The organism is Pseudooceanicola sp. NS-SX8, from assembly GCF_057380755.1.
In genome coordinates this window covers 2,444,388-2,467,199 of record NZ_CM170819.1, presented here as the reverse complement: position 1 = coordinate 2,467,199, position 22,812 = coordinate 2,444,388, and the positions used below count along the sequence as shown (strand labels likewise).

Genomic DNA, 22,812 nt, shown 5'->3' with positions numbered 1-22,812 from the left:
TTTCCCTAAGTGCGGATGTTAGGATGGTTTTCGATCCCGGCGGTTTTGAGCGCCGACAAATCGGGTGAACTTACTTTTGCGCGCCGTTTCAGTTGCTTGATGACGACGGGGCAAAAATCTTTGGATTGGTAGAGCACCTGACAATGCATGCAGTTGACGCATTCGTTCGGGTTGATCTCTCCGGTCGGATGAATGGCCTGCACAGGGCATTGGTGGGCACAGGTCTGACACGGGCTACCGCAGTCTTTGTAGCGCTTCAGCCAGTCGAACATGCGCAGCCGGGCGGGGATCGCCAGAGCCGCACCCAGCGGGCAGAGATAGCGGCAATAAAACCGTTCGACAAAAAGCCCGGCAATCAACAGCGCCGCGACATAGGCCACAAAAGGCCAGGCCCGCATGAATTTGAGTACAATGGCGGTTTTGAACGGTTCCACTTCAGCCAGATGCTCTGCCTGGTCGATCGAATAGAGCGACACCGCGAAAAGCCCCAGAAAGATCATGTATTTGAGTGCCCAAAGCCGCTCATGAAGCCCCCAGGGCAGGGTGATCTGCGGCACGCCAAGGCGTCGTGCGATCTGGTTCGTCAACTCTTGCAAGGCGCCGAACGGGCATAGCCAGCCGCAATAGGCCCCACGCCCCCAGAACAACAGCGCCGCCGCCACTGAGAACCACAGGATGAAGGTCAGCGGATCGAGCAAAAAGGCTTGCCAGCTGAATTCCGTCATCAACGCGCCGAACAACGCCATAAGGTTTACAACGGAAAGCTGAGCGTTCCACATCCAGCCGAGGCACACGAGCGTCACCGTGAGGAAGCTCATGCGAAACCAGAACGTCACCCGCGCCGAGCGTGTCATCTGCATCTGGAAAAAGAACGCGAGCGTCAGCACCGCCAGCATGACACCCAACACGATGATTTGTGGCGTTTTATCTTTCCAGATACGTTGCCAGAGCGCCGCCTGCGCCTGAGCCTCGCTGGTGTCTTCGATAATCGCTTGCGGTGCCGGGGCGGCGATGGCGCTCAGATAGGCCGCTGGCAACTGATAGCCCAGATCGAACGTGGTAAAGACCTTTTCAATCGCGGCGACTTCCCGCTGCACCAAGAGCTGAATGCGGAACGGTTTGGTCGGATCAAAGCCAACCTCTGCGGGGATCTTAAACAGATCACGTTCGCCAAATTCAGGCGCGTCAGCGGCCGCGATGGCGCCCATCCGACGATGCCCCCGGTCGCGAAACCGTACCGACACATCGTCCTGAATGAGCACGATCCGGTCAAAAATGCCACCGCGCACATAGCCTGATCCCTTGAAGGAATAGAGCCCGCGTCCGGTCACGGCGATGGCATGCTCCCCCTCTTCGAGCCAGTTCTGAAGGTTGCGGTTTTCCGCATCTCCCAAAATAGCCTCGCCAATCCCGGGGACAGAAACCAGCGCCATTTGCATGTCGATGAACACCGTCTCCGGCGCCTCGGTCAGGGCGCGCTTGGCGGCGCGCGGATCGCCCATATCGGCGAAGGCGGCATTGATCTGCCCCACATCGAGAGACAAGCGGCGCACCGTGCCGTCGCCCTCCATCTCCATCCAGCTTTCCGGCGCTTTAGCCTCTGGATTGATGGTAAATTTTGGCCCTGTATCCTCGGCCTGTTCCAGCCCGCCAAGCCCAAGAGCACGGGCGACTTTGAGACCTGAGCGGATGATGCTGTCATCAATCACCATCACCGTTACCGTCGCCCCGGAGATGATGTTGAGATCATGGCTCTCTCCACCGGAGGCCGCCTCTTCGACCAGATTCACACCCTTGTAATCAGCGGCCATGGATTTGATTTTTGTGTCCGGAATACCAATCAACACAATGGGTTCTGCATGTTTGACGAGTTTCACACCCAAAACGCGTGCCCCATTGTCGACTGCCACCATCGTGTGGATCGGCTTACCGGAATACCCTGTGGTCCCGACAAAATCTGAGGTGATGAACACCCATCCAAGCTGCGTGTCGCCTTGCAGGATCGGCGCAACCGCAATGTCGTTGCGCATCGCCCCAAACGCATCGGCCCCCTCGACGATATCGGCGGGGGATTCGCTTTGCAGAAAACGGGTGAGAACGGGCTGGGCCGTTTGGGCCGCAGCGTTACCGATGGTCACGAAGGCGGCGCAAACCAGTGCGAGACACAGACAAATCAGCCTATTCAGGCACATCGGAAAGGAATGGGGAAAACAGGACATGTGTCAAACCTTGCTCTGGCTGGGAGGACCACGGGACGGTTGCCAGATGCGCTCGCTGCGTTCCGGCAATGTGGTCAATGTGAGCTGGACGGGTTTCCCTCGTGTCGCGGCCGGGCCCTTAAAGGTCTGCGCGAACAGTGCGGCCAACGGCACGAGGGAACAGTCTGCGCAATGCGCGCATTCTTGTGTGTCTTTTTGAGAAACGGGGACACCTGCGGCATTCAGCGTGAGAGTTTCAGCCCCGTTCTGACCACAGATGACGATGCTTGTTTGTCCCACACGCGTAAGCTCATGCGCAGTTTTGAGAAAACCCGACATCCCTGCCGAAACCATAAGGCTCAACGCAAGAATCGCAGTCATCACAAGGGGCGCAAAACGTGTCATGCTCGGAGGAGTGCATCCATTTGAACTCCGAGGCCTTGACTTACATCAAGGACTTCTGATCGAAATATACTTCCAAACTATTGCAAAATATGAATATATTTATTCCACTTTCGAAGACATGTTTCTTCCCTCACGCCAGAATGGGCCGACAAAGCTCTTTTCAGCAGAGATTTCAATCCTGAAACCCTCAGCCTCAAAATGATCCGGAGCCCGTCATGTCGAAATCAAAACGCCTTTCTCTCCATCTTTTCGCTCTGTTCCTTTGCGTCGTCCTCGCAGCCATGCTCGCAACATGGCGTGGCGCGCTCTGGCCCTTTGACCCGCGCGCAACTTTTCTGATGACCGCAAGCGGACTTTTGGGGATATTTTCCGGCTGGGGTATCCTCTGGCTTATCCCGATGATCCTCTCGGTGGCGCTGACGCAGTCCCTTTGGCGCAGCCTGTTGTGGATCGCAACCGTTGCAGCAATGGTGCTTCTGCACGGTCTGGTCGGTCCGGCGCAGGGCTTCGCCCCCCTTTCCAGCATCACAATACCCGGGGCGGTCTGGCTCTATCTCATACCCTCAGCACTTTGCGTGATTGCAGGAGGCATCATCCGGCTCACATTGTCGCGCTCCCGGGAATTCAATTGATGATTGTCAATTTCTGACAGAAAATATCAGATATACCTGTGTGGAACCCGCTCTTGTGGAACTCTTTGAGGAGTCTTTTGATATGCGCGCCCGCCCCAATCGTCGCCATTTTATGCTGAACTCTGCCCTGTCTGCGGCGGCGCTTTCCATGCCCGCAGTCCTTCGCGCCCAAACGCCGATTGAGACGCTGACCTTTTTCGGCCCACCCGCGGGCCCCTCAATCACGCTGGCCTATGCGGTCGCTCTGGGTGCATTTGCCGACATCTCCACAGAGGTTTCTTTCAAAGCCTGGCGCGACCCCGACGAGTTGCGCGCAGGCCTGACGTCGGGCACGATGAAAACCGTGATCATGCCCTCAAATGCCGCCGCGAACCTTTATAATCGTGGCCTTGGGGTCCAGATGGTCAATGCCATGACACTTGGCCTCAATTACATCATGACCAAGGATCCGGCGATCAAGACACCTGCCGATCTCAAAGGCCGCTCGATCACCTTCCCCTTCCGAAACGACACACCCGACATCCTGTTGCGCCGGGTTCTGGCCGCCGCCGATGTCCCTGAAGACAGCCTGGAGATCGTCAATGCCGCCACGCCGATCGAAGCGGTGCAGCTTTTGCTTTCGGGACGCGCAGAAACGGCCGTGTTGCCGGAACCCGCCACCACCATGGCGGAAATGCGGGCGTTGCAAGCGGGCCAACAGGTCTATCGCGCGATCAACATTCAGGATGAATGGGGCAAAATCACCGGCCTTGGCCCCGTCGCACCACAGGCAGGTCTTGCCGTGATGAAGGATTTTGACGTGGCAAACCCCGGCGTGGTCGAAGCCATTCAAAGCGCCATTGAGGCAACCCTGCCTAAAGTCATGGCCAATCCGATGGAGGCCGCGAAAGCCGCCGCAGATGCGCTCGGCATGCCCGCACCCGTGCTGGCAAAATCCATCCCGCATTCCGCCCTGTCCGCAGATCGTGCTGCAAGCCTGCGCCCGCAATTCGAAGCCATGTACAAAGCCGTGGCCGAAGTCGAGCCGCGCGCGATTGGCGGCAAGCTGCCCGATGACGGATTTTATCGCCTATGACGGCGCTTTTCGACAGGCTCGGGCGCACCGGGCGGTTTATGTGGGGCGGCTGGTCTGGTCTGGCCGCCCTCGCGCTTTTTGCTGCGCTTTGGCAGGCCGGTCATGAGGCCTATGGCGATTTCATCCTGCCCGCGCCTCTGGCGACCCTTACCGCAGCCATGGACATCCTGAGCACACCTGAGAACTGGATGATTTTTGCCGCCACCATGCGTCGCGCGCTGATCGGCTTTGCGCTTTCGGCCTGTGTTGGTGGCTTGGCCGGGCTGATTGCGGGCTATTCTCCGGCCACCATGCGCCTCGCGCGGCCTATTTTGACCGTGATCTTGGGGGTGCCGCCGATTGCCTGGCTGGTTCTGGCGCTGATCTGGTTCGGGGCAACAGACGGAATGGTGATAGTCACCATTCTAGTGGGTGTCGTGCCATTGATCTTTGCGGGAACGGCCGAAGGTATCGCAACGCGTGATCGCGGACTTGATGCCATGGCCGAGGTGTTTGGCGCCTCGCGCCTGCGCCGGTTCTGGAGCGTCGGGTTTCGTCAGATGCTGGCGCATTTGTTCCCCGCGTTGCTGTTGGGTCTGGCCTCCTCGGTCAAGGTGGCGGTGATGATCGAAGTGCTCTCTACCGTGGGTGGGATCGGCAACGAGTTGGCCAAGGCGCGCCAGTATATGGATGTGACTCAGGCGCTTGCCTGGATCGGCATCGCGGTCGCCGGGCTGATCGCCGTGGAATATGCGCTGGTCCATCCGGTCCGGGCGGAAGTGGAACGCTGGCGCGAGGCGGCGCGGCCCTGGGGGATCAAACGATGACTGTTTCTGCGCTGACACTTCGCCGCATCTCTCTTGCGTTTTTGGGGCGCGAGGTGATCTCGAAGATCAACCTTGAGATCGCCCCCCATGAGGTGGTGGCTCTGGTCGGACCCTCGGGCTGTGGCAAGTCTACCTTGGCCCATGTCGCAGCGGGCTTGACAGAGCCGAAAGAGGGCCGCGTGATCCGGTCCTATCGGCGTCACGGCATGGTGTTTCAGGACCCGCGTCTGATGCCTTGGGCCACGGCGCTTGAGAATGTCGCCTATGCCGCACGGCTGTCCGGTCAGTCTCGAAGGCGCGCCCGCGAGATGGCGGCGCTTTCGGCAGAACGCGTCGGGTTTCTGTCCGAAGACCTGTCCAAATTCCCTGTCGAGCTTTCCGGCGGCATGCGCCAAAGGATCGCCATTGCCCGTGCGCTCGTCGCTGATCCCGATTTCATCTATTTCGACGAACCCTTTACCGCGCTTGATGCCGCTCTCAAACGCCGGATGCAGGACATTGTCATCGAGGCCTCGCAATCGGGCCGGTTTGGCGCGCTTTTCGTGACCCATGACCTGAGCGAAGCCGCGCGCATCGCCAGTCGCATCGCGGTGATGCACCCGACGGGTCAGGGCATTATGGGTCTGCGCGAGATCGAAGGACAACCGGGCGCACGCAGTGAACGTGAGTTGTTCGATCTGACCCAGCACTGGCAACACGAAGACGCGCTGTTTCGCCACGTGCATGACGTCGATGAAAGGCGGATCGCATGAAAGACACCTCTCAGCCCCTGCCCCCTCTCACAACGGTGCTCAGCGACGAAGGCTTTCGCCTGTTTTTTCCGCTGACCGCGATACATGCCGCCGTCTGGCCGTTTCTTTGGGTCGCGGTGCAGGGGTATCTGCTGGTCGGCGCGACCGAGATCGCCTCTTCGGTCTGGCATATGCATGAGATGATCGTTGGCTCCTTTGGCGCCGCGCTGATCGGTTTTTTGACCACAGCTTTTCCGGAATGGACCGACACGCCCAAACTCCAAGGCCGCGCCCTCTGGAGTTTTGCTGCGGTCTGGGGCATGGCGCGTGTGATCGGGCTCATTGGACTTGATGTGCTGACACCTTTGGCAGCCCTTTGCGATCTTGCCTGGATGGCCGGGCTGATTTTCTACGCGATGGCGATCACATGGCGCAAACGCACAGACCGGCTCTTGCCCTTTCTGCCATGGCTTGCGGGGTTCTTTCTGGCCGAGGCGATCACCCGCTTTTTCATGATCCGTGGCGACAGCTATCTGGCGGGGGAAGCGATGAAATTCAGCGGCCTCGTGTTTTTGGGCATTCTCGGACTTGCTCTGGCCCGGATCACCGTGCCTGTGACCAATCTCGTGCTGGACCCAAGCGAAGAAACCTCGCCCTATCGCCCGCATCCGGGGCGAAAAAACCTTGCACCCGGTCTTGTGGCGCTTGTCGTTTTGGGCAAACTCTTTGGCCTGAGTGAGACAGTAACCGCTTGGCTCATGATCGCGGCGGGGGCCGGGTTTCTTGACCGCGCAGGCGAAGGCTTTGTCGGGCGCGAGGCGCTGCGCGCAGAACTCATCGCGCTCACCCTGCCCTCCCTGCTTGCGGGGGCTGGATTGATCTGGCTTGGGGCGTCGTCACTCGGCGCGCCTGTGATGCCTGCTGGTGGATGGCATCTCGCGCTTATGGGCGGGATCGGTATGGCCGTTCTGGCGGTGCTCTCCATCGCTGGCCTGTTCCACGCAGGGCTGACGCTTCCGGTCGGATGGCGGGTCAAAGCCGCCATGCTCCTTCTTTTGATCTCGGTCCTGTTGCGCATCCTGCCCGAGCTCGGAGTGATCTCCGCCACGGCAGGCCATCTGAGCGCCTCTGTGCTCTGGGCTCTGGGCTTTGGACTTTGGCTCTGGCGCTACTGGCCAATCGTGACAGACCCCGACACGCTTGGTTCGCACGAAGGCTGCTAAGGCGTCAGCTTTGCCTCACAGAAAGCAAGGTATTTTGGAGTATCTCCCAAAACTTTCCAGACGCTTTAATGCGCTTTCGGGCAGGCGCCCGGATCGTCATAAACGGCGCTGAACTCGTCCATCATGATGGACAAAAAGCTCGGCCCGGTCACTGTCGCCAGGCCCCGGGATGGACGAAGATCACATGATCATCCTGCCATGCTTTTGTGGCCTCAAGAAGCGGGTTGGCGATCTGGTCTATTGTCAGAGTCGGACGGCCTTCCATCACTGCGGTGCGGTCGATCGCAAAGATCAGATCGGCGTTCGATTTCTAGATGAATTCACTTGTTACAGGCTGACCATGAAGGCCGGTTTCACCCACCGCCCCGGCGGGGTTCACGCCCAGTTCATTAAAGACAAACCTATAGCGAGACTGCTGCCCAAAGGAACTGAATGCGCCGTTGTTGTGCAACAGGATCAGCGCCTTATCCGTAAAATTTGCGATCTCGGCATTCAGCGCACTCACTTGATCACCGAGCTTGTCAATGCCCGCACGTGCAACGTCTTCCTTGTCGAACGCTTTGCCCAGCGTCTCGAAATGATCCCGAACGGCACCGAGCAGGAAAACGCCTGCGTTATTGGCATCACTTGACCGAAGCGTTTCCCCATGGTCAGCTTCCTAATACGTCGGTTTCCGAAAGGAACTAATAGGGAATTCGCAGTTAGAGACACGAACTCGCATAACAAAACTGCCCCCGCAACTGTAAACGGTGAGCAAGATCTATCACGCAACTGGTTTTTTCCAGGGAACGTTAGTTTCGCGTTGACCCGGTAGTCAGGAGACCTGCCGACATCATTGCGACCGCGCCGGTTGGGTGTCGGGAGGAGGTAGATGTGGGCTGTACAGTTGACAGCCCGGCCGCAAGGCTCGGGAAACGATCGCATATAGTTGGTTTTCTATGGCTGCCTTTACGCCTGCACATAGTTTCCTTCTTGGCGCGGACAATGAGGTCGGCTGAAAGTGCTCGGCTCCGATTGTATATGCGGCAAGGCACTCTGGCGTGTCACAGTTTGCGGCCCGGGACTTTAGCGCGACGGCAGCACAGGAACTGGCGCCATGCGTAAACGGTGCGAGTTAGTCGAGCTTCGCCATCTCCATTGTTTCTTGGCTGCTGCTGAACATGGGAGCTTCCGCAAGGCGTCGTTGGCCATCGGGCTACAGCAATCGACGATTAGTCGATGCATACGCGATCTAGAAGATCGCATGGGAGCATCGCTTTTCCACCGGCATAGCTACGGCGTTCGACTGACCAACGCCGGCGGCCGTTTTCTCCCACGCGCTCGTCAAATAATCCGTAGTTTAGGAGAAGGAGCCGCTGAGGTTTCTTCAATGGGACGCTCAGAGCAAGGCCGCATAAGAATCGGCTTATACTCGTCGATTGCTTCCGGGTTCCTCACTGAATTGCTGAGTAACTATGGTCGATGGCATAGCAGAGTGGACGTCGAGCTCGTTGATGGAAACCCATATGATCACGTTGCAGCCATTCGTCAGTTCGAACTCGATATTGCATTCCTTACGGGTTCCAAGGAGTGGTCGGGCTGCGAACAGATCCATCTATGGTCGGAGAGAATTTTCATCGTTCTCCCGGATAATCACGCGTTAGTTCCCCAGACCGAACTTACATGGCAGCAGTTGGCTACGGAGGCATTCATCGTGAGTGAAGCTCCGCCGGGACAAGAGATTCATGATCATTTGGTGCGCAGATTGGCTGACCTTGGATCTCATCCAGCTATTCATGTACATTCTGTCGGTCGGGACAATCTACTGCCACTGGTGGCAATTGACCGGGGGCTAACCCTCGTCAGTGAGGCAATGACGGTCGCGCAATTCCCAGGCATTGTCTATCGGCCGATCAAGGATGAGATTCTACCATTCTCTGCAGTCTGGTCCCCAGCGAATGACAATCCGGCATTAAGGCGACTACTAAATATGGCCAAAGGCAAGGCGAAGGCTCAATCGAATGACACAATCAATCAGGGGGACCAAGAACTGACTTCGACCGCCTCGCCTTCGCAAACCCGCGGTCCGTCGCCATGAAGCGTTCGAGCATGGGAACGATCAGCCGGACAGGATCGGCGATAGGTTGGCCTGTCTCCCGTCCCAGCACCTCGGCATAGGCGACCAGATCGCGATGCAGGTTCGCCGGCAGTTCCACTGTTACCTTCACCGGCTTGTCATCGGGCAGCGGCCCAAGCTTTAGTTTCGACATGATCAATCTCCTGCCGGTTCGAATACCAGATCGCGGGTGACGATGATCCTGACCGGGAACCCCGGGCGGATGGTCAGTGTCGGCGCGACCTGCAACTGACGCTGGACGATCTGCTGGCCGGCCTGGTTGATCGTGTCCACCGCGCCATCGCGGATCGCCTCGACCAGACGGTCTTCGTCATCGGTGGCGAGGTCCGCGCCGATCGCGAGCAGCGTGGACAGACCGGCCGCGCGCATAAGATCCCACCAGTGATAGTCCACGCCATCTTCGAGGCCAGCATAGCCGCTCGCATCCGCCCCCGGCAGACGTTCGAGAACAATGGATCGACCGCCGGGAAGGATCAGGCGGTTCCAGACCAGCAGCACCCGTCGCTGGCCGAACGTCACGCCGTCATCGTATTGGCCGATGATGCGGGTTCCTTGTGGGATCAGCAGCAGCGATCCGGTCGGGCTGTCATAGACATTCTCGGTGACCTGCGCGGTGATCTGGCCCGGGAGATCGGAGCGAATGCCGGTGATGAGCGCGGCCGGAATCACAGCTCCCGCCTGAAGGATGTACGGCGAGGCTGGCGGCTGAATGCGATCCGACGCGACGGTCTGCCGGTCCACCGGACCGTTGAGGAAAGCCGTATATCGGCTCCCCTCGGATTGCCCGGAGCCACCCAGGCCCGGAAGGTTCACGCCGCCCCCGGCCGTCGTTGCCCTGCCAGACGCCGTCTGGAAGAAGACACCGCTCAGACGCGCGGCGTCCTCCTCTGCCCTGCGGCGCTCCGCTTCCGGATCGACGGTCGGGCCCGCAATCGGCGGAGGGCCCACGGGCACTCCCCGCTCCTGTACATCTAGGATCGGCCGCCCGAGGTCACCGGGCAGTGCGGGTCCCAGAACCGGTCCGGTATAGTCGGACGGCAACCCCTCCAGGCCGTCCGCGGCCGGTCGGTTGTCGATGGAATAGAGTTCTCCACCTCCCGGCCCTGCCTCACGGGTCTGAAGCGCATAGATCAGCGCGCCCCCAATGCCGAACAGCGCGACCGCCCCGACACCGGCCAGAACCTTGCGCGACAGCCTCGTCACGCGCGGCGGATCGGGGCGCAGACGCATCGGCGCTGCAGGATCGGTGTCACTCATGACGCCCCTCCCCTTTGCGCATCACCCTCCGTTTGCGCATCCGCCTCGCGTTCCTCCATGCGCACGATCCGGACCACCTGCTGGCGGTCTCCTGCTCCCAGCCGGAGCTCCGCCGCACCGAAGAGGCGATCCACGATCAGCACGTTCCGGTGGATACGGCTGTTGACGATCTGCGGTTCTCCGTCGGCGCCGAGCACGAAGAGCGGCGGCATCTCGCCCTGGGCTATGCCAGCAGGGAAGACGACATAGACGCGGCGGCCGTCGTCGAAGACCGAGACCGGACGCCAGGGCGGGCTTTCCCCCTGGATCTGCAAGCCGTAGCGATGATTGCGGGCAGAGGGCGCCGGAATGGTCGGCGAGGTTGCCACAGCCTGTCGACCGCCACGGGGCGCTGCCGGATAGGCCCAGGCGACGGAGGGCATGTAGAGCGCCTCGCGCGCACGCAGCTCGATCGTGTACACCCGCCTGTCAGTGCTGATCACCAGATTGGTCGAGATGTCGTCCCGCGTCGGTTTGACGAGGATGTGGACGCGGGCAGTGGATCCGGACCCGCTCTCCGTGTCGCCGATGACCCAGCGCGTGGTATCTCCCGCGGCGATCGGGCCCGCGCCGGTCAGACGTTCGCCCGGCTCCAATGCGATGTTGGTGATCTGACCCGGCGCGGCATAGACCTGATAGAGGGCTCCTTCCGACCAGGGATAGATCTGGATCGCATTGTAATAGCCTTCCCGGCGCGGTTCGATCCGGGCGGCGGCATTGGCGTTTTCAATACGGCCTGACGGTGTGCCAGCCGCCGCTCCGCCATGCGCCACTGTCCAGACCGGCGGCGTGTGCAGGGGCCGAGGACGTTCCTCGGCAGCCGAGGCGGGCGGAGTGGGCAGCGGCGGCACGGACTCGTCGTAGCTGAATTCCGGCACCCGGTTACTGGCACACCCCGCCAGAAAGGACGAGCACAGCAGCAAGGCCACCAAGTTGGGCTTGTTGACGCTCGAAGACCTGATTGCACGAACATGCGTTTCAGTCATTGGCTCATCTCCCGCGACCAGGAGATCGCATTGACATAGATTCCGAGGGGATTGGCGCGCAGGCGCTCGGCGCTGCGCGGGGTCTGGATCACGACGGTCAGGATCGCGGTCCAGCGCTCGGTCGCGGAAAGCTGACCGTTCTCGTAGTGCCGCTCGGTCCAGGCGACGCGGAACGATCCCGGCGAGGCCCGGATGACCGAGGACACCTCGACGGCGATCTGCTGACGGCCGACGCGGGTGAACGGGTCGTTCGCACGAGCGAAATCGTTCAGAGCGGCCGCGCCACGGTCCGTGGTGAACTCATAGGCGCGCAGCCAGTTCTGCCGCACGATGATCGGGTCGGCGGGGATGGAACGAACCTGTTCGATGAAACGGCCAAGATGGAAGGCGATCTGCGGATCGGTCGGCTCGTAGTCGGCGGAAGCCGGAGCGACAGCCTGGGCCTCGCCGAGCGCGTCGACCTGAACGACCCAGGGCACGACGGTGCCACGCGCGGATTGCCAGACCAGGGCGCCGGCAAAACCCGCCGCGAGGATCAGGCTGCCGAAGGCCATGTAGCGCCAGTTGCGGGCCTGAACGCGGGCGGAGCCGATACGCTCATCCCAGACCTGCGCGGCCTTCTGGTAAGGCGTCTCTGGCTGAGGTGTCTTGCCATAATGGGTGGCGGAGCGCCTGAAGAGGTTCATGAGCGATCCCTTTCGGAGAGATTGACGGAGGAGCCCGAGCCATGGCTGTCGCCCGACCGGACGGCATGAGCGGCAGCGCGCACGCCATGGCTCACGGCCTGGCTATGGCGCATGCGCTTCGCCCAGGCCGGCGGGCCATCGGAGGTGGACGGACCGGAGCTGCCAAGCTCGGTTGCCGCGCCGCCGACCGTGCCCATCGAGGTGGTTCCGCCCGTCGCCGCAACACCGCGCTTGACGCCCTCAGCGTAGCTGGACTGGATCTCGCCAGCCGCGCGAGAGGAGGCCTTCTTGAGTGGTGATGCCACGGCAGCGGCCCCGGCGCGCGCCACACCAGCCATCCCGCCGGCGAGACCACCTCCGCCCATCGAGCCGAGCGTGTAGGCGCTCGAGGCAGCGCCCGCCGCGCCCGCGCCGCCGCGTGCCAGGGCGGCGCCACCGGAGAGCGCGGACCCGGCCCCCCGCGCTGCGAGCATGGTCGCACCTCCGGCCCCGATCGCAGCGCCACCAACGGCAAGGCCGGTGCCTATGGCCGCCCCCGCGCTGAGTTGCGGACCGCCGGACACCAGACCTGAGGCGATGCCGGGGCCGAAGATACCGAGGCCCAGCAAAGACAGAGCGGCGAGAACAATCGCCATGGCGTCATCGATGGTCGGCGTCACGCCCCCGAAACCCGCGGTGAACTGGCCGAAGAGCGTCGAGCCAATGCCGATGATCACGGCGAGGACCAGAACCTTGATGCCGGACGAGATGACGTTGCCCAGCACGCGCTCGGCCATGAAGGCGGTCTTGCCGAAGAGGCCGAAGGGGATCAGCACGAATCCCGCGAGGGTCGTGAGTTTGAACTCGATCAGGGTGACGAACAGCTGCACCGCGAGGATGAAGAAGGCGAGGATCACCAGCGCCCAGGCGAAGAACAGGCAGAGAATCTGGACGAGATTCTCGAAGACCGCGACCCAGCCCATCAGATCGGAGATGCTTTCGAGCAGCGGTCGTCCGGCCTCTAGCCCGGTCTGGGCCACGCGGCCGGGGCGCAGAAGATCTGCGGCGGAAAACCCGGTGCCCGAGGCCATCAGACCGAGGCCCGCGAAGCTCTCAAAGACGATCCGGGCGAGGTTGTTCCAGTTGGAGATGATATAGGCGAAGACCCCGACAAAGAGCGTCTTCTTCACCAGCCGGGCAATGATGTCGTCGTCGGCGCCCCAGGCCCAGAACAGGGCCGCCAGCGTCACGTCGATGACGATCAGCGTGGTGGCTATGAAGGCCACCTCACCCCCGAGCAGCCCAAACCCGCTGTCGATATAGCTGGTGAAGATGCCCAGAAAGTTGTCGATGACGCCGGTTCCACCCATGGCTTACTGGCCTCCCGACCGCTGTGGCGCTTCGGGAGCCGACGTCTGGCCGAGGAACCGGTCACGGCTCTCGGCCCAGGCGGCGAGGCAATCGGCATCGCTGGAAGCGGCCTCGCCAAGCTGCTGGCACCGGCGCAGCGTCGCGCGGAGAGGATCGGCAGACGGCTGGAGCGCGGGCGCGGTGCTGGCCGGCACGGGAGCTTCCTCGCGTGTCATCTCGATCACCGTGGCGGTGATCGCGATCGCCACGAACACGATGGCCGCGATCCGGGCCAGCATCTTCCCCTCCATCGTCTCCCCTCCCGGCCTCAGTTGAACATCTGCGCGTTGCCGGGCTGGTAGCCCGCGCCCGGCGTCAGGAAGCGCTCGCGTTGGATGCGGCCCTGTTCTGCAGCGGTAGCGCGCTCGGCCTCGGTCAGCGCGTTGGCGCGACCGTTTGCCGAGATCACCGCGATAAGGTCCGAGAGCTGCTGCGATTGCAGTGCGAGGAGCTGGTTGCCCGCCTGCGTGGCCTGCAGAGCACCGACCGCGTTCTGGCTCTGCCCCACGAGCGCGGACATCTCAGCACGGTTGGCATCGATGTTGCCGACGACACCGGCCTGCACGCGCATCGCATCCTGCAGGCCACCGACGGTGTTCTCCCAACGGGACCGGGCCTCGGCGATCAGTTGCTGGTCGGTCGCCGTCAGGGAAAGGTTGCCATAGTCCTGCTGGAACATCTGGTCGATGCTCTGCACGTCGAAGGCGATGTTCTGCGCCTGCGCCAGGAGCTGCTGCGTGCGGCTGACGTTCTGCTGGATCTGCTGGAGCGCGGAATACGGCAGGTTAGCGAGATTGAGTGCCTGGTTGATCAGCATCTGCGCTTCGTTCTGGAGCTGTGCGATCTGGTTGTTGATCTGCTCCAGAGCCCGCGCCGCGGTCAGGAGATTTTCCGCGTGGTTGGTCGGGTCGTAGACGATGAAAGGCCCCCCGCCGATGCCGAAGAGCGCGTGCGCGGGCGGCGCTACGATGGGCGACATGGCCATGGGCATCGCCAGCGCGAGGGCGAGCAGCGACGTGCCAGCGGACCGAAACGTAATCTTGCGTGTCATGGTGTGACTTCCTCTTCTTCAAGGTCGATGTCGGCGTCCTCAACAACAGCGGTGGCCGGAGAGGCCCCCTCTGCGTCGATGGCGAGATTGGTGAGGTCGGGTATCAGGTCGGCGGCCCAATCCAGGCCATGTGCTTTCAGCCAGGCGGCGAGGAAGCCGTCTCGGCCCTGCCCGGCGCAGATCTCGGCAATCAGCGCCTGATCCGATTTGGACGATGCCGCGCAGAGTGCGAGCCCAACGTCGCTGAGACCCAGCTCGAACAGCCGGTTGCCGCGCCGCGACTGGCAGTAGTAGTCGCGCTTGGGCGTAGCACGTGCGAGGATCTCGATCTGCCGGTCATTGAGGCCGAAGCGGCGATAGATCGCGGTGATCTGGGGCTCGATGGCCCGCTCGTTCGGCAGCAGGAGCCGCGTCGGGCAGCTTTCGATGATCGCAGGCGCGATGGCGCTGCCGTCGATGTCGCTGAGGCTCTGCGTCGCGAAGATCACCGAAGCATTCTTCTTCCTCAGCGTCTTCAGCCATTCGCGGAGCTGCTCCGCGAAGGCATCGTCATCGAGTGCGAGCCAGCCCTCGTCGATGATGAGCAGCGTGGGGCGTCCGTCGAGCCGATCACCGATCCGGTGGAACAGGTAAGAGAGGACGGCGGGCGCCGCGCCGGTTCCCACCAACCCCTCGATCTCGAAGGCCTGCACATCCGCCGATCCCAGCCGTTCGGTCTCGGCATCGAGCAGCCGGCCATAGGGTCCACCGACGCAATAGGCACGCAGCGCCTGCTTCAGGTCGTTGGACTGCAGCAGGACCGCAAGCCCGGTCATGGTCCGCTCGCCGACAGGGGCCGAGGCCAGCGAGGTCAGCGCCGTCCAGAGATGTTCCTTCACATCGGGGGTAATCTGGATGTTCTCGCGCGTCAGGATGGCAACGATCCAGTCGACCGCCCAGGCACGTTCCGACGTCTCGTGAATGCGGGCCAGCGGCTGTAGCGAGACGGAATTCTCGTCCGCGTCGGTCAGTTCTCCGCCGAGGTCATGCCAGTCACCGCCCATGGCGAGCGAGGTGGCGCGGATCGAGCCGCCGAAGTCGAAGGCGAAGATCTGGCTGCGCGGATACCGGCGGAACTGAAGCGCCATCAGTGCCAGCAGCACGGACTTGCCCGCCCCAGTCGGGCCCACGACGAGGGTGTGACCAACATCGCCGACATGAAGAGAAAACCGGAACGGGGTAGAGCCTTCGGTCCTGGCGTAGAGCAATGGAGAGTCGCCGAAATGCTCATCCTTTTCCGGCCCCGCCCAGACCGCCGAGAGCGGGATCATATGGGCGAGATTCAATGTGCTGATCGGTGGCTGGCGGACATTGGCATAGGCATGTCCGGGCAGACTTCCGAGCCAGGCATCGACCGCATTGACCGTCTCGACCATGACGCTGAAATCGCGGGACTGGACGATCTTCTCGACCAGCCGCAGCTTCTCGTCAGCGCGGCGAACGTCCTCATCCCAGACCGTGATCGTCGCAGTGACGTAGGCCATGCCAGCCACATCCGCGCCGAGTTCCTGCAAGGCCATATCCGCGTCAGCGGCCTTGTTCGCGGCATCTGTATCGACCAGAGCGGATTGCTCGTTGGTCATCACCTCCTTGAGGATCGCGGCGATGCTCTTGCGTTTGGCAAACCACTGACGGCGTATCCGGGTCAGCAGCTTCGTCGCATCCAGCTTGTCCATGAGAATGGCCCGAGTCGACCAGCGATAGGGAAAGGCCAGCCGGTTCAACTCGTCGAGCAGGCCCGGGGTCGTGGCGCCGGGATAGCCGGTGATCGTCAGGACGCGGAGATGGTGATTGCCCAGACGCGGCTCCAGGCCGCCGGTCAGCGGCTGGTCGGGCAGGAGCGCGTCGAGATAGACCGGCACCTCGGGCACGCGCACGCGGTGCCGGTTGGTCGAAATCGTCGAATGCAGGTAGGTCAGCGTAGCGGCGTCATCGAGCCAGTGGCGGTCCGGCATGAAGCCGTCGAGCAGCGCCAGCACGCGATCGGTGCGGTCGATGAAACCGCGCACCTGTTCCCAGGGGTTCACACCTGAGGTCTCGCGGCCCTCGTAGAGCCAGGACTCCGAACGCGCCGCGTCCTCGGCAGGCGGAAGCCAGAGGAGCGTCAGGAAATAGCCGGAGACGAAATGGCTCCCCTCCTCCTCGAAACCGGCCTTGCGCTCGGCATCGACCAGCGCCGATGCCGCATCCGGGAAGGTGCTCACCGGATAGGTCGCGGCCTCAGAGCGCTGTGCTTCCACAAAGATCGCCCACCCGGAACCGAGGCGACGGAAAGCGTTGTTCAGCCGGCCGGCGACCGCGACCAGTTCGGCCGCGACGGCGCTGTCCAGATCGGGCCCCCGAAACTTCGCCGTCCTCTGAAACGAGCCATCCTTGTTGAGGACCACGCCCTCCCCGACCAGCGCCACCCAAGGCAGGTAGTCGGCGAGGCGCGAGGCGGTGCGACGGTATTCTGCGAGATTCATCATGGGGGTTCACACCGAGAGATGACCGGGAATACGCAAATGGCGGCGGGCGACCTCGACGAAGAGCGGATCGCGCCTGGCCGCCCAGACGGCGGCGATATGGCCGAGCGCCCAGATCAGGATGCCGACGAACCAGAGCTGGAGGCCGAGACCGACCGCCCCGGCCAGGGTGCCGTTCAGGATCGCGACCGAGCGCGGTGCGCCGCCGAGCAGGATCGGCTCGGTGAGCGCGCGGTGAACCGGAACGCTGAACCCCGGAACTGCGTCGAGGGCCTCGAAACTCACCGCCATCAGATCAGCGCTCCGCCACCAAAGCTGAAGAACGACAGGAAGAAGGATGAGGCCGCGAAGGCGATGGAAATCCCGAAGACGATCTGGATCAGCCGCCGGAAGCCACCGCCGGTATCGCCAAAGGCCAGCGTCAGACCGGTGACGATAATGATGATCACCGCCACGATCTTGGCCACCGGCCCTTCGACGGAGTCGAGAATGGATTGCAGAGGCGCTTCCCAGGGCATGGAGGACCCGGAGGCATGAGCGGCCGGTGCGATGAACAGGCTGACGTAAGTGGCGACGACCGCAGTGGCGATGTGTTGGCGGATGCGTAGGGCGTGACGGATCATTCGAGGTCTCCTGGTTCGTGCGTGGTGTTGGGTTCTGAATTGACGGGTGAAATTCGGTAGTCGCCGTCCGGCCCGAGGCCCTCGACACAGGCCAGTTCGGCCAGACGACGTTGGGAGCCACGTCCGGACAGGACGGCTACGAGGTCGATGGTCTCCGCGATCATGGCGCGTGGCACGGTGACGACGGCTTCCTGGATGAGTTGTTCGAGGCGGCGCAGCGCACCGATGCCGGAACCGGCATGGATGGTGCCGATGCCGCCCGGATGTCCGGTGCCCCAGGCCTTGAGAAGGTCCAGCGCCTCGGCGCCACGTACCTCACCGATCGGAATACGATCGGGGCGCAGACGCAGCGAGGACCGCACCAGATCCGACAGGCTGGCAACACCGTCCTTTGTACGCATCGCCACGAGGTTCGGCGCGGCGCATTGCAGCTCTCGGGTATCTTCGATGATCACAACCCGATCGGAGGTCTTGGCCACCTCGGCGAGCAGCGCATTGGTTAGCGTGGTCTTGCCGGTCGAGGTGCCGCCAGCCACCAGGATATTCGCACGGTCCGCAACCGCCCGGCGCAGCGCCTCGGCCTGCATCAAGGTCATGATCCCGGCGGCGACGTAGTCCTCGAGGCTGAACACGGCGACAGCAGGCTTGCGAATGGCGAATGCCGGAGCCGCTACCACGGGCGGCAACAGCCCCTCGAAGCGCTCTCCTGTTTCCGGTAGCTCCGCAGAGACGCGTGGGGACAGGCCATGAACTTCAACGCCAATATGATGCGCGACCAGTCGAACGATGCGCTCGCCGTCCGCTGCGCTAAGCGTCTTGCCGCTGTCTGCCATCCCCTCGGAAAGTCGGTCGATCCAGAGCCGCCCATCGGGGTTGAGCATCACCTCGACGTTCATGGGGTCGTCCAGAAACCCGGCGATCGCCGGCCCGAGCGCGGTGCGCAGCATCCGCGCGCCTCTCTGGATTACCTCTGGTCTCTGATCGGTCTTCGCCATGCCGGCCCCGCTCCTTTGCAGGCGCCTCCAACAGGCCGCCCTGGATCGGGGTCGATTAAGAAAGCCGTAGATGCCTATGGCTCAACAGGTTTCCGAGGGGCGTAGTAGCCTAGCGTGTAAAGACAGGAAAACGGCGACTTTGCCCCTCAGTTCTGAACGGGCAACGATATGCAGTGAGGCGCACCTTGAAATGAAGAATCAGATGAGAGGAAGTGCAGTTCCTGCGGGGCACCGACCATTGGCATCTTGAAAGATCACTCACACGCTATAAGCGCCAAGGTTACCGCGGAGCCGGAACAAAAACCTAATTTCATTGCCTCTATATGGTCGGTAGATGATAGGCGCGCCATTCTGGAAAACAGCCACTCTCGGTCGCGAGACTCACCCATCAGCGATAAATCCGCCGGTCGATCAGCAGCGCATCGACGAACCCACACGCGATTCTAGCAAATCTAAAGACGTTTGCTTGATTACCCATTCTATCTGTCCCACTACGCAATATGGTCGCTGTTTCGTCCGCCCTCTGCTCCACGATTGCGGCTCTTTGAGGCCAATAGAGCTTTCTTGAGGGGTGTGACTTGTAATGTGTGGGTTGCATAATCTCGTGTTTCACGCTATCATTAAGACGTTCTTGGCAGGAGCATGGCACTCGCCGTTCCGAAGCTGCAGGCAGCACTGCCCGAAGATTTTTCTAGCGATCCCATCAGCTAACACTCTGGCTTGTAGGGCGGTCGGCGAGTGACGTTCGGTGTCAAGCCGGGAGATAGCTATGTTGATCGATAGTCTTCGACCTACCACCCTTGTTGGGGTGAAACGCCTTGCCAAACAGCTCAAGAAGGCAAACGGAATCAAGCATTCTGATGCGCTTGATCTCGCTGCCAAGTCTGCGGATTGTGTCAACTTTCGCCATGCGCAACGCACTTTGCCGACCAGTGGTTTCGCGAACTCCAAGCCCTATGTCTTGTTGACGATCTACTGGAGCAACAAGAAGCAGGGCCACCGCTGTGGGCGGGAGACATTGCGGATTGAGCTTTCCACGCCGATCCTCGGCCTCTGCCCCCAAAGTGCGCTCAAATACGTCCGCGGCTTCGGGAACCTTCGAATGGTTGCCGAAGACCATTTCGTCTGTGATGACATCTCCCCTACGCAGGAATACGCGAGGGATCAGCTTTGCGCTGCCGAGCGGTCGCTTCGTTTCATGGAGCATACCGGATTGCGTCCAAATCGAGACCGCAAGAAATATCCCAGAGTTCTGGACACCGATAAACTCCCCAACATCGACCATTCCACAGACTGGGTAGAGCCGGCTAGCGGGCAATTTGTCCTGATCGACGAGCCTTACAGCAATGTGCCCGACGAGACAGAACGCGCCGCTTGGGCGGATCGCAATGGTTGGAGGATCGCAAAGGCGTCATGGCCTGGGATGTACCGCCCCTACGAATGTGATCTCTATGTTGGGATCGACACACGCTCTGGGTACGACCTTGAAGCTCTCGTGGCGAAGATCTGTGCCATGCCAGCTCCGGTCGTTAGCGAAAACTGGACGGGCGAATCTGTGTCTTCGTGGGAGACGTTTCTCAGCTCAATGGCGAAGACAAAACAGGACGAACGGCGCGCAAGGTGCAAAGGGATGATCTATCCCTCTGCGAGTAAGGCTACCGTACCCTATAACTATAACCCCGGGTGTTCTCTCCGCCGTCCTGTGGGCGAGCTTGGAATTGATGGTCATGTGCAGGCGGGGCGGGTGATTAAGGCCGTGATGTCATCGCAGTATGCGACGGATGGGGTTTATACACGTTTGAGCGCGCTTCGTTCAGATCTCGAGGCTTGGTTGAGTCTGGAGATTGGCCCGGGGCAACTCGAGGGCCCTGAGTTTTTTGAAGTGTACTATAGAGAAACTGATGATGATAAGGTTTTTCAGAAGTCAATGACTGCTGCTGGTGACTTTGTCGAAGCTCTTCGCGAGCTAGCAAGTCTGTTTAGGGAAGCCTATCCAGATTGTGCCCCACTTCGCCAACAGCTTCGAAGGATTGAAATGTCTGCAACAATAATCGAGAGATCGAGACGACTTGCGTCTTAAACCAAATAATGACTTCGCTCGCAACAGATTGGTTATAGGTGCGGCGAAAGCCAAAGTAAGGAAAACCTTTGATCATGGAATATCCGGCAATTTGTAGGGAAGCTTTTGCTCTGGTCGACGATATCAACAACGGAGCTTTCAACAACGAGTTTAGTGAACGCGGAACACTTGCAACGACCGTTGAGGTCGCCATGCCCGTCCTTGCGATCTTTCGTCAGTTGAACCCCGATGACCCGAGCTCGATTGCTGATGCGCAGTCTCGGCTTTCCGCACTTGCTTCAGCAGAGCAGGGAGTGTTTTCGCGCTATCCTGCGTTGGCTGCTTTTGCGCTTGGTGAGAGCATCGTCGTTCAATAATTCTAACAAGGGTATCACCGGGTCGAGCGAGGCAAAAACTTGCCTCGTTTTTCCGTTCCGGTCTGATCTCTAGCCAGCCTGCTCGTCACCTTTTCCTTCCCTGATGCGTCGCAACAGTTCTTTGTCTCTGGGGTCGACGCCATTCATAATCGCCTCCACCTGAAGGAGGTGTTGTGAGGCACGCCTCAGGTCCCGCGGGATAAGAGCTTCAGTGCTGGTCAGGGCTCTGTCGTCGATTACCTCGTGCCCTTCATGCATCGCCCATCCAAGAAAACCCGCGTCGAAGCGCTTTTTCGTTTCTGCGTCCAGGCGAAGTTCTTGCGTTGGTTGGCCCGCACGTATCCGCAGGACCTGAAAGTCGCGATGAAATCCGCCCCGCCAGTTCTCTGGCAACTTGCCGGACTTTTTCGGCGACTTTGGCATCGGGGTCAGCGCGACTTTCAGGTAGACATCCGGATCGTCAATATTGATCAGGGCCAAAGCTAGATCGAGCGGCTCGCCGAGTGTGCTCTGTGTCCAAATGTTGTGATCGAGGAGGTAATGATCTCCTTCGTGCGTCCAGTATTCGCCGTCGGGGACCCAGAACATAGGCCGATCATCGAGAGGGTCAGGTGCCGTAAACCCAATCGGTTCCCAAACCTGCATGAGTGGCTGGGACAACCTGAACCGGACGCTCCCATGTTCCGCAAATTGTTTCTGACCAAGATGCGGGGCCACTGCTGATGCTAGGCGCAGTGCCAGATCTAGATCGGTGGCCGAGGGCGTATCGCCCTCATCAAGAAGGACCCGCACCCCTTGAGATGCATGGCTTTCGTCAGGCATACGCCCATAGAATTCCGGAATAGACAGCACGCAATCGAAGGGACCGACAACGATCCGAAGCGCATTGCAAGCACTCTGCGCCAAGGTGGGGTACAGCTCGATGGAATTCAGATTTTGGATGGCGTTGTAGACGAGTTGCGCAGCGATCGCTTCAAGATCTGATGCATAGGCTTCGGCGATGCGAATGGCGCCCCCACGATTCAGGATCAATTTTGCGTAGATGGATGCCTCGCTGTACCCATTCCCTTCCACGACGCTGAGTTCCAAGCCAATGATCGGGTCGCCGGCGTGCCGCATCGCAAATAGCGGGCGGGCTTCTTCAACCAGATAGGCGAGGTCTATTCCATTCCCGGTGTTTTTCAGTTCGGCCAATCGTGCCGGTAATTCTCTGGCGCTTCGATCGACCTCTGGAACCAAGCTGGTGTTCTGCCCTGTCGGCAGGCGAATTTGCTTCGTTTGCTTTGCTTTCAGCGCGCCCCAGTTTGAGCCTGGGGAGATTGCGGCGGCAAGATCGTTCAAGAGAGTCAGCTTGGTCGGGCGATTTTCGCCGGTCCATCGTTCCAGAATTCGGTCGACGCCTTTTGACAGGTTTTCGAGCTTGACAGGGAAGTCTTCGGCTGACCGCACATCAGTGTTCAGGTTCATTTTGCTCATTCCTCTGGCGTACCTCCGAATCCAAATTCAAGCCGTGGGCCCTATAGCAGGAGTCGGAAAGCGCGCAGCTGATTGAGCAAACCGATGAATGTCCAAAAACTCTCGCAAACCAGGATCCAATGGGCCCGGATCAGGTTCGCTGGGTTGGTTTCCACCTGCTGCGCCGACCTGTACCTTACAGCGC

22 protein-coding genes and 1 riboswitch are annotated in these 22,812 nt (G+C 60.8%); of the genes, 8 read left to right on the top strand and 14 right to left on the bottom strand.

Going from position 1 to position 22,812, the window contains the following annotated elements; genetic code table 11:
- Positions 1 to 5: 5 nt before the first annotated feature.
- Positions 6 to 2,219, bottom strand: a complete 2,214-nt coding sequence (locus tag AC2IR1_RS11265) for a 4Fe-4S binding protein (protein ID WP_486472061.1) — start codon at positions 2,217 to 2,219, stop codon at positions 6 to 8.
- Between the two features lie 599 nt (positions 2,220 to 2,818).
- Here AC2IR1_RS11265 and AC2IR1_RS11260 point away from each other — a divergent pair.
- From AC2IR1_RS11260 to AC2IR1_RS11240, 5 genes are read left to right on the top strand one after another with little or no spacing between them, the layout of a single operon-like run.
- A complete protein-coding gene (locus AC2IR1_RS11260; RefSeq protein ID WP_486472060.1) occupies positions 2,819 to 3,235 on the top strand; it encodes a hypothetical protein in 417 nt (138 codons plus the stop codon).
- A gap of 55 nt (positions 3,236 to 3,290) precedes the next feature.
- A complete protein-coding gene (locus AC2IR1_RS11255) occupies positions 3,291 to 4,310 on the top strand; it encodes an ABC transporter substrate-binding protein (RefSeq protein ID WP_486476351.1) in 1,020 nt (339 codons plus the stop codon).
- Entirely contained in the window at positions 4,307 to 5,116 is an 810-nt protein-coding gene (locus AC2IR1_RS11250; protein WP_486476350.1) for an ABC transporter permease, read from the top strand. The genes AC2IR1_RS11255 and AC2IR1_RS11250 overlap by 4 nt, the downstream gene beginning before the upstream one ends.
- The gene (locus AC2IR1_RS11245; RefSeq protein WP_486476349.1) at positions 5,113 to 5,868 is read left to right on the top strand and encodes an ABC transporter ATP-binding protein; all 756 of its coding nucleotides are present in this window, start codon (positions 5,113 to 5,115) and stop codon (positions 5,866 to 5,868) included. The genes AC2IR1_RS11250 and AC2IR1_RS11245 overlap by 4 nt, the downstream gene beginning before the upstream one ends.
- Positions 5,865 to 7,070, top strand: a complete 1,206-nt coding sequence (locus AC2IR1_RS11240; protein WP_486476348.1) for an NnrS family protein — start codon at positions 5,865 to 5,867, stop codon at positions 7,068 to 7,070. The genes AC2IR1_RS11245 and AC2IR1_RS11240 overlap by 4 nt, the downstream gene beginning before the upstream one ends.
- A 310-nt stretch (positions 7,071 to 7,380) precedes the next feature.
- On the opposite strand, the gene AC2IR1_RS11235 is transcribed toward AC2IR1_RS11240, so the two are convergent.
- A complete protein-coding gene (locus AC2IR1_RS11235; RefSeq protein ID WP_486476408.1) occupies positions 7,381 to 7,638 on the bottom strand; it encodes a hypothetical protein in 258 nt (85 codons plus the stop codon).
- Positions 7,639 to 7,720: 82 nt separating this feature from the next.
- Positions 7,721 to 7,915: riboswitch (cobalamin riboswitch) on the top strand.
- Positions 7,916 to 8,166: 251 nt separating this feature from the next.
- Between AC2IR1_RS11235 and AC2IR1_RS11230 the strand changes: the two genes are divergently transcribed.
- A complete protein-coding gene (locus tag AC2IR1_RS11230) occupies positions 8,167 to 9,147 on the top strand; it encodes a LysR family transcriptional regulator (RefSeq protein ID WP_486476347.1) in 981 nt (326 codons plus the stop codon).
- Here the strand turns inward: AC2IR1_RS11230 and AC2IR1_RS11225 are convergent.
- The 11 genes from AC2IR1_RS11225 to trbB are packed head-to-tail and all read right to left on the bottom strand — an operon-like array spanning position 9,080 to position 18,668.
- The gene (locus AC2IR1_RS11225) at positions 9,080 to 9,319 is read right to left on the bottom strand and encodes a DUF2274 domain-containing protein (protein WP_486476346.1); all 240 of its coding nucleotides are present in this window, start codon (positions 9,317 to 9,319) and stop codon (positions 9,080 to 9,082) included. The genes AC2IR1_RS11230 and AC2IR1_RS11225 overlap by 68 nt on opposite strands.
- 2 nt (positions 9,320 to 9,321) lie before the next feature.
- The gene (locus tag AC2IR1_RS11220; protein ID WP_486476345.1) at positions 9,322 to 10,443 is read right to left on the bottom strand and encodes a TraB/TrbI/VirB10 family type IV secretion system protein; all 1,122 of its coding nucleotides are present in this window, start codon (positions 10,441 to 10,443) and stop codon (positions 9,322 to 9,324) included.
- Positions 10,440 to 11,468, bottom strand: coding sequence for a P-type conjugative transfer protein TrbG (trbG, locus tag AC2IR1_RS11215; protein WP_486476344.1), 1,029 nt, complete (start codon positions 11,466 to 11,468; stop codon positions 10,440 to 10,442). The genes AC2IR1_RS11220 and trbG overlap by 4 nt, the downstream gene beginning before the upstream one ends.
- Complete coding sequence (gene trbF, locus AC2IR1_RS11210) at positions 11,465 to 12,154, bottom strand: conjugal transfer protein TrbF (RefSeq protein ID WP_486476343.1); 690 nt, start codon at positions 12,152 to 12,154, stop codon at positions 11,465 to 11,467. The genes trbG and trbF overlap by 4 nt, the downstream gene beginning before the upstream one ends.
- Complete coding sequence (gene trbL / locus AC2IR1_RS11205) at positions 12,151 to 13,503, bottom strand: P-type conjugative transfer protein TrbL (protein ID WP_486476342.1); 1,353 nt, start codon at positions 13,501 to 13,503, stop codon at positions 12,151 to 12,153. The genes trbF and trbL overlap by 4 nt, the downstream gene beginning before the upstream one ends.
- Before the next feature lie 3 nt (positions 13,504 to 13,506).
- On the bottom strand, positions 13,507 to 13,794 hold the full coding sequence (trbK-alt, locus tag AC2IR1_RS11200; protein WP_486476341.1) for a putative entry exclusion protein TrbK-alt: 288 nt from the start codon (positions 13,792 to 13,794) through the stop codon (positions 13,507 to 13,509).
- Positions 13,795 to 13,811: 17 nt separating this feature from the next.
- Entirely contained in the window at positions 13,812 to 14,594 is a 783-nt protein-coding gene (trbJ, locus tag AC2IR1_RS11195) for a P-type conjugative transfer protein TrbJ (RefSeq protein WP_486476340.1), read from the bottom strand.
- On the bottom strand, positions 14,591 to 17,101 hold the full coding sequence (gene trbE / locus AC2IR1_RS11190; RefSeq protein WP_486476339.1) for a conjugal transfer protein TrbE: 2,511 nt from the start codon (positions 17,099 to 17,101) through the stop codon (positions 14,591 to 14,593). The genes trbJ and trbE overlap by 4 nt, the downstream gene beginning before the upstream one ends.
- Positions 17,102 to 17,107: 6 nt before the next feature.
- Positions 17,108 to 17,389: a VirB3 family type IV secretion system protein gene (locus AC2IR1_RS11185; RefSeq protein WP_486476338.1), complete on the bottom strand. Its 282-nt coding sequence runs from the start codon at positions 17,387 to 17,389 to the stop codon at positions 17,108 to 17,110.
- Complete coding sequence (locus AC2IR1_RS11180) at positions 17,389 to 17,721, bottom strand: TrbC/VirB2 family type IV secretion system protein (RefSeq protein ID WP_486476337.1); 333 nt, start codon at positions 17,719 to 17,721, stop codon at positions 17,389 to 17,391. Before AC2IR1_RS11180 ends, AC2IR1_RS11185 begins: the two co-directional genes overlap by 1 nt.
- Positions 17,718 to 18,668, bottom strand: a complete 951-nt coding sequence (trbB, locus tag AC2IR1_RS11175; RefSeq protein WP_486476407.1) for a P-type conjugative transfer ATPase TrbB — start codon at positions 18,666 to 18,668, stop codon at positions 17,718 to 17,720. The genes AC2IR1_RS11180 and trbB overlap by 4 nt, the downstream gene beginning before the upstream one ends.
- 817 nt (positions 18,669 to 19,485) lie before the next feature.
- On the opposite strand from trbB, the gene AC2IR1_RS11170 reads away from it, so the two are divergent.
- Complete coding sequence (locus AC2IR1_RS11170) at positions 19,486 to 20,796, top strand: DUF5623 domain-containing protein (RefSeq protein WP_486476336.1); 1,311 nt, start codon at positions 19,486 to 19,488, stop codon at positions 20,794 to 20,796.
- 74 nt (positions 20,797 to 20,870) lie between these two features.
- The gene (locus tag AC2IR1_RS11165; RefSeq protein ID WP_486476335.1) at positions 20,871 to 21,152 is read left to right on the top strand and encodes a hypothetical protein; all 282 of its coding nucleotides are present in this window, start codon (positions 20,871 to 20,873) and stop codon (positions 21,150 to 21,152) included.
- Positions 21,153 to 21,221: 69 nt separating this feature from the next.
- Here the strand turns inward: AC2IR1_RS11165 and AC2IR1_RS11160 are convergent, their stop codons facing one another.
- Positions 21,222 to 22,619: a hypothetical protein gene (locus AC2IR1_RS11160; RefSeq protein WP_486476334.1), complete on the bottom strand. Its 1,398-nt coding sequence runs from the start codon at positions 22,617 to 22,619 to the stop codon at positions 21,222 to 21,224.
- Positions 22,620 to 22,812 lie beyond the last annotated feature (193 nt).